This is a genomic window from Pseudomonas sp. 44 R 15, assembly GCF_900004965.1.
GTDB classification, from domain to species: Bacteria; Pseudomonadota; Gammaproteobacteria; order Pseudomonadales; family Pseudomonadaceae; genus Aquipseudomonas; species Aquipseudomonas orientalis_A.
This window is the reverse complement of sequence record NZ_CVTU01000079.1, coordinates 1-5,287: the sequence shown is the minus strand read 5'-3', so window position 1 is coordinate 5,287 and position 5,287 is coordinate 1. Positions and strand designations below refer to the sequence as shown.

Sequence of the window (5,287 nt, the reverse complement as noted above, 5' to 3'; positions counted from 1 at the left end):
ATCAACTGCACCTGCCGCAGCCGTTTCTGCTCTTTCTCCTTATCGAAGATGGGGCTGATGGCGCCGTTGGCGTGTTCAACATCGTGGCTCAGCGTTGCCACGTCCTGCTGCTGTTTGGCAGGGTCGCGGATGTTGAGGGTGCCGTTGGAAATGGCCGAGGACGTGGTGCCGCTGTCGCTGTCGCCGTGGTTAAATCCGACCAAGCTGCCGGTGGGCATATTGCTGATGAACGCGTTGGTGCCATCGCTGCCACTGCTCACACTGGCGCTCTGCAACTGGCTTGTGTACTCAGCCTTGTTCTTTAAAACACTCCATCCCAGCGTACCGGTGCTCAAGCGGTTTTTGTCCGCTGTTGCGGTGCTGCCGATCACGCTGCCATCGAGCTGTGTGTGGTTGCCCACGTCAATCTGGTAGCCGCCCTTGCCGCCGAACAGGCCGGTCTGCTCCTGCACACTCTGGTATTTGGAGTCGATCTTGCTTTTGCTGATGCTCAGGTTGGCGCTGGCGCCGGTGCCGATGATGGCGAAGCTGACGCCTCCACTGACATCCGTTTGCTTGGACTTGTAGTTATCGGTGTCCTGCAGGCTTTGCAGCGTGAGGTCGCGACCCACGGTGGCGGTGATTTTGTCTGCGCTGACTTGCGCACCTTTGAGGGCAGTGTCTCGTCCGCTGATCAGGCTGACCTGTTTGCCGGCGTCCAACAAAATAGGGGGCTGAGCACTATTCTTCTACAAAAAATAAATCATATTTTTAAAGAGCAACTTTGCTGGACTCTAAAAAACGCAACAACGTGGTCTGACCCCTATTCCCTTTCGAGGACGGGAATACGCTGCGCGGGATCGGTGATGTCATACACATGCTGCTCACAGCCCGCGCCGACGATCACGAACTCCACCAGGTAAATCTTCTGCTTCTGCGGCTTGAACGCCGAGCTCATAGGGCCGCAGGCGTAGACAATTTTTTCGGCGTAGCGGTAGTAGTTCGAGTCATACACCCGCGACTCGCCCAATACCTCGATTGTCTGCCCCGGATCAGCCAACACTTCCAACTGCGGGAAGCGCTTGACCGCCGCGCTGTTGGCAACCTCACTCATCTTGGCGATCCAGCCGAACACCTTGCCCCGGCCCGAATCTACCACCGTGCCGAGGATCTCCGGCCGCTGATCGGCATCACCGCCACGGCGCACGGAGAACTGCACAGGGTAGGTAAAACCGGTGGCCCGCATGATCACCTTGGCTTGCTCGGCATCGGCCACGACCTTGTTCTGCTGCAACTGCACGCCGTCTTTGAGCAGGCTGGACGACGAGTCGCGAACATTGGAGTGACAGCCCGCGAGGATCAGGGCCGAGAGGATAAAGGCAACTTTTTTCATAAGGGTTTTCCGTGTAGATACATGGGCCATGCAAGGGTCAAAAACTCAAAAAAAATACGACACCGTATAAAAACAGGGCGAAGCCGGCCAACGCCGCTCGCCACTCCGGGTCGGCATCCTTACTCATGCCGCCCGGCGCGATGGCCACCCTGGCGCCTCGCGCATAGCTGTAGACCGCCTGGCCAAACCACAACTGCACCAACACCATGAGGAAAAAGCGCTTCCAGCTACCGTCAAATCGTAGAAAGCCATTGAGTAGCGCAGCCAGGAGTAAGACCAGGCCAATGCCGTGCTGATATTTGTATAAGTTCGCGATCATGCTACCCACCCTTGACTGTACCTTTGAGGCCTTCAACCAACTTTTCCCACACCCCCGCAGTACCCAAGGCATTGGAAAGTCGCGAAGCCGTTTCCGGCGTAACGCCCTTGGTCACTGCAAACTTTTCAAAGCCCATGCTGAGTGCGTTACCTGTGGCCGCTTCCGGAAGTTCTTCTTTCAAGTAGCCAGACAGGAAAGAGGCCGCCATCGAGGTGTTCGACAGCCCAGCACTTACGCCGCCCGTTGTCACCGCCGCGCCCGCCCCCAGGACAAACCCGACGTCGCTGACCATTTTCGCGTCGGCGGCCTTGATCCACTTCAGCGTATTGGCGTCAGCCAGGTCGATGTTGGCGCCGACCGCGATACATTCAGCACTGCCACATGACATGAAGCGCGGGGTGTACAACACGCCCTCGATCGTGACCGGTACCTTGTATCCGCCCCTGTCGTCCAACGGATAGCCGGTCAAGCGGTCGCGTTTACCCGTCCCACCGTCCGGGTACGCGTATGCCCCTCCTGTCAGCACGCGGGAAAAACCACTTTCTGCCTCCATCGTCCATGCATAAGACTGAGTGTTTTCCTTGATGTAGGCGATAACCTGCTGGTCCGCCTTCTCATGCTTGCATATCTATTTAATCAGATGTTTGATTGAGTCAAACAATTCGGGCCGCCCTATATCACCATAGGCTTTCTGCAACCCTGAGCTTATTTGACCAGAAGTATACGTAGCCGGCTTACCGCCTACCATGGGAGGCAAATACTAACTGATAGCTTTATGCATAGCATCAGGACTCAACTTTCCGTATGAGAGTACTGGGTAATTAGAGCCGCTGGGTGATCCAGCATGTCATTTTTCGTATATTCCAGCATCTTCCCCAAATATTGAGGCCCGATGTGATGCACCTGGAATCCTTTGTTTAATCCCTGAAGTTCTTGATAAGTAGGACTAATCACGTCAGGTACACTCTGGCCTGTTGCTTTTGCACAAAAATAGGGCTCAGCCTACCATTAATGTAAACGTGGTCTGACCCCGATTTTTTGCTCCCTGCGAGGTTAACACCTGCAAAATGTCGCCCAGCCTTACCTTCTTAGCCATTTAAAATCCTTCATATCCAGCTTTTTTCGATGGTAAGGATCCGCCTTCATCTCGTCCGTAATCTTGGTAAGGCTAGTCGGCTTAGGAACTTCACCTGCGCCTTTTGAACCAACAAATCAACCTTGTCTTTTTAACTTGCTCGTCACATATTGTTCTAGATATTCTTCTAAAGGCTTGGCAGTCCCTAGAACATGAAGCTCTCCTGTTTCCTTATCAATTAGGAACGGTCCATTTCCAGCCAGCTGAGCCGAAAAACTCCCTGTCTCTAAATATTCTTTAGATTGATAGCAAAAGAACCATCCATCAGAAAACTCTCCCTCATGCGTTAACTGCAGAGGAATATCTGAGTCTTTTAAATACGCATTAGCTCGTTCCAGCGCACTCTCATAGGTAATCATTAATTAGTTCTCAGCAACTGTAGCGTCTTAAAATTATTCATATTAGCTAGCTTCCCAGTCTGCCCATCTAGATATCGGACAACCCCATTCTGATTAACCACGTTGAAAACATGGCCTGGCTGACCTGGACCATAGGAACCGAACACAATCCCGCGCGCGCCGTCCCCGCCACCGAGCATGTGTTGAGTAATAGTCTCGGTTGAAGATACACCGCTAAACTTAGCGCCATATTGCTTCTCCAGCACTGTCAACGGAACACCCTTGGTGGAATTTATCGGCAATGCAGATGCTGGGTTACCTGCAAGTGTTGCATCAGTAGCAATCGAACAATTAACACAGTTATGGGTTCGTCCAGCATCTGGATAACCTGGGTTTACGTTCCTAATTGAACCTGCAGTTTCATCCGCAACGTCTGTCGCTTTTGCACCAAGAGCGCCACCTGTTACAGTTTCAACATTCCGCGCCGCCGCCGCAGCATCCGCAGTAGCAGCTACCTCCTTCCCAAGACTACCAAATCCACCAACTCCCAGAGCCCCACCGCCAGCCATCGCAGCACCAAAAGGCACCTCTGCTGCTGCTATGGTCAGTTCGGTACAAGCTACCGGGTTCATCCCACAGGCATTTAACAGGGCTGGGCCAAGCAACATGCCTCCTGCCACTGTTCCGATTACAACAGCACCACCCGCCAACGTATAAGCAAGGCTTTCACGGCGCTCGGCATACATTTGCGCCGAGCACGCCTCTGCGCTCAGCCCTGCACAGTTTTGCTCCTTGTAGTGCTCGTTTTCAGCGTTGATGCGCTCTTCGGCTTTTTGTTCAAGCGTCTTACCCTCAGTTAATGCAATGGCAATATCAGCCACTGAGTTGTTCTCAACCGCATTGTTGCCAGCCTTTGCACCGGCAAGTGCACCGCTCAGGTCACCTCCTGCAAGCCCGCCTGCCAAGCCCGATGCCAATGTCGAAAGCGCCGATACTGACTGTTTCTGCTTCTCGCTCAAATTCTCGGTTTTAATGCCCGGATACAACTGCGCCGCAATCAACTCCCCCGTGCCAGCTCCTGCGGCGCCGGCTACCGCCGAGTTCCCTTGGGCCTGTGCAACTACAGCACCCAATACCACGTGGGCCATGATTCGGGCGGTATCGTTGTCCTGCGCTGACTGCTTGATGATGTTCGCCAGATAGGGCGCCGACGCGCCTGCGAGGGCGGAGCCGATGTCCCCGCCTGCCAGTCCTTGCAAAGCTGCCGTCACCGCTTGAGCGGCACGTTGATAATCGCCCCCCGTTTCGTACGGCTGCATCACCGTACGGGTCACCTGTGCGGCGATCTCTTTATCCGTCGGCTGGGTATTGCCCTCACGGATAAGTTTGTCTCGCGCAGCCGCTATCGCTTCGGGATCTTTTTGAGCATTGGCCGCGTTAATGGCACCTTGAGTGCGTGTGATATCCGCCGCTTGAGTGCCAATATCCGCGATCAACTGCACCTGCCGCAGCCGTTTCTGCTCTTTCTCCTTATCGAAGATGGGGCTGATGGCGCCGTTGGCGTGTTCAACATCGTGGCTCAGCGTTGCCACGTCCTGCTGCTGTTTGGCAGGGTCGCGGATGTTGAGGGTGCCGTTGGAAATGGCCGAGGACGTGGTGCCGCTGTCGCTGTCGCCGTGGTTAAATCCGACCAAGCTGCCGGTGGGCATATTGCTGATGAACGCGTTGGTGCCATCGCTGCCACTGCTCACACTGGCGCTCTGCAACTGGCTTGTGTACTCAGCCTTGTTCTTTAAAACACTCCATCCCAGCGTACCGGTGCTCAAGCGGTTTTTGTCCGCTGTTGCGGTGCTGCCGATCACGCTGCCATCGAGCTGTGTGTGGTTGCCCACGTCAATCTGGTAGCCGCCCTTGCCGCCGAACAGGCCGGTCTGCTCCTGCACACTCTGGTATTTGGAGTCGATCTTGCTTTTGCTGATGCTCAGGTTGGCGCTGGCGCCGGTGCCGATGATGGCGAAGCTGACGCCTCCACTGACATCCGTTTGCTTGGACTTGTAGTTATCGGTGTCCTGCAGGCTTTGCAGCGTGAGGTCGCGACCCACGGTGGCGGTGATTTTGTCTGC

Annotated in this window: 5 protein-coding genes and 1 pseudogene; all 6 read right to left on the bottom strand. The window is 54.8% G+C overall.

Annotated features, from left to right (window positions below):
• Nucleotides 1-701: pseudogene (locus BFP93_RS10090) on the bottom strand (hemagglutinin repeat-containing protein); the annotation flags it as partial.
• A 101-nt stretch (nt 702-802) separates the two neighbouring features.
• Entirely contained in the window at nt 803-1,372 is a 570-nt protein-coding gene (locus tag BFP93_RS10085) for a hypothetical protein (protein WP_065892967.1), read from the bottom strand.
• A gap of 37 nt (nt 1,373-1,409) precedes the next feature.
• On the bottom strand, nt 1,410-1,691 hold the full coding sequence (locus tag BFP93_RS10080) for a hypothetical protein (RefSeq protein WP_065892966.1): 282 nt from the start codon (nt 1,689-1,691) through the stop codon (nt 1,410-1,412).
• Between the two features lies 1 nt (nt 1,692).
• A complete protein-coding gene (locus BFP93_RS10075) occupies nt 1,693-2,160 on the bottom strand; it encodes a hypothetical protein (protein WP_130138312.1) in 468 nt (155 codons plus the stop codon).
• Between the two features lie 743 nt (nt 2,161-2,903).
• Nucleotides 2,904-3,185, bottom strand: a complete 282-nt coding sequence (locus BFP93_RS27310) for a YrhB domain-containing protein (RefSeq protein ID WP_083205641.1) — start codon at nt 3,183-3,185, stop codon at nt 2,904-2,906.
• Nucleotides 3,185-5,287: toxin glutamine deamidase domain-containing protein (locus BFP93_RS10070; RefSeq protein WP_176717562.1), on the bottom strand; the 2,103-nt coding region annotated here is incomplete at its 5' end. The genes BFP93_RS10070 and BFP93_RS27310, both read right to left, overlap by 1 nt.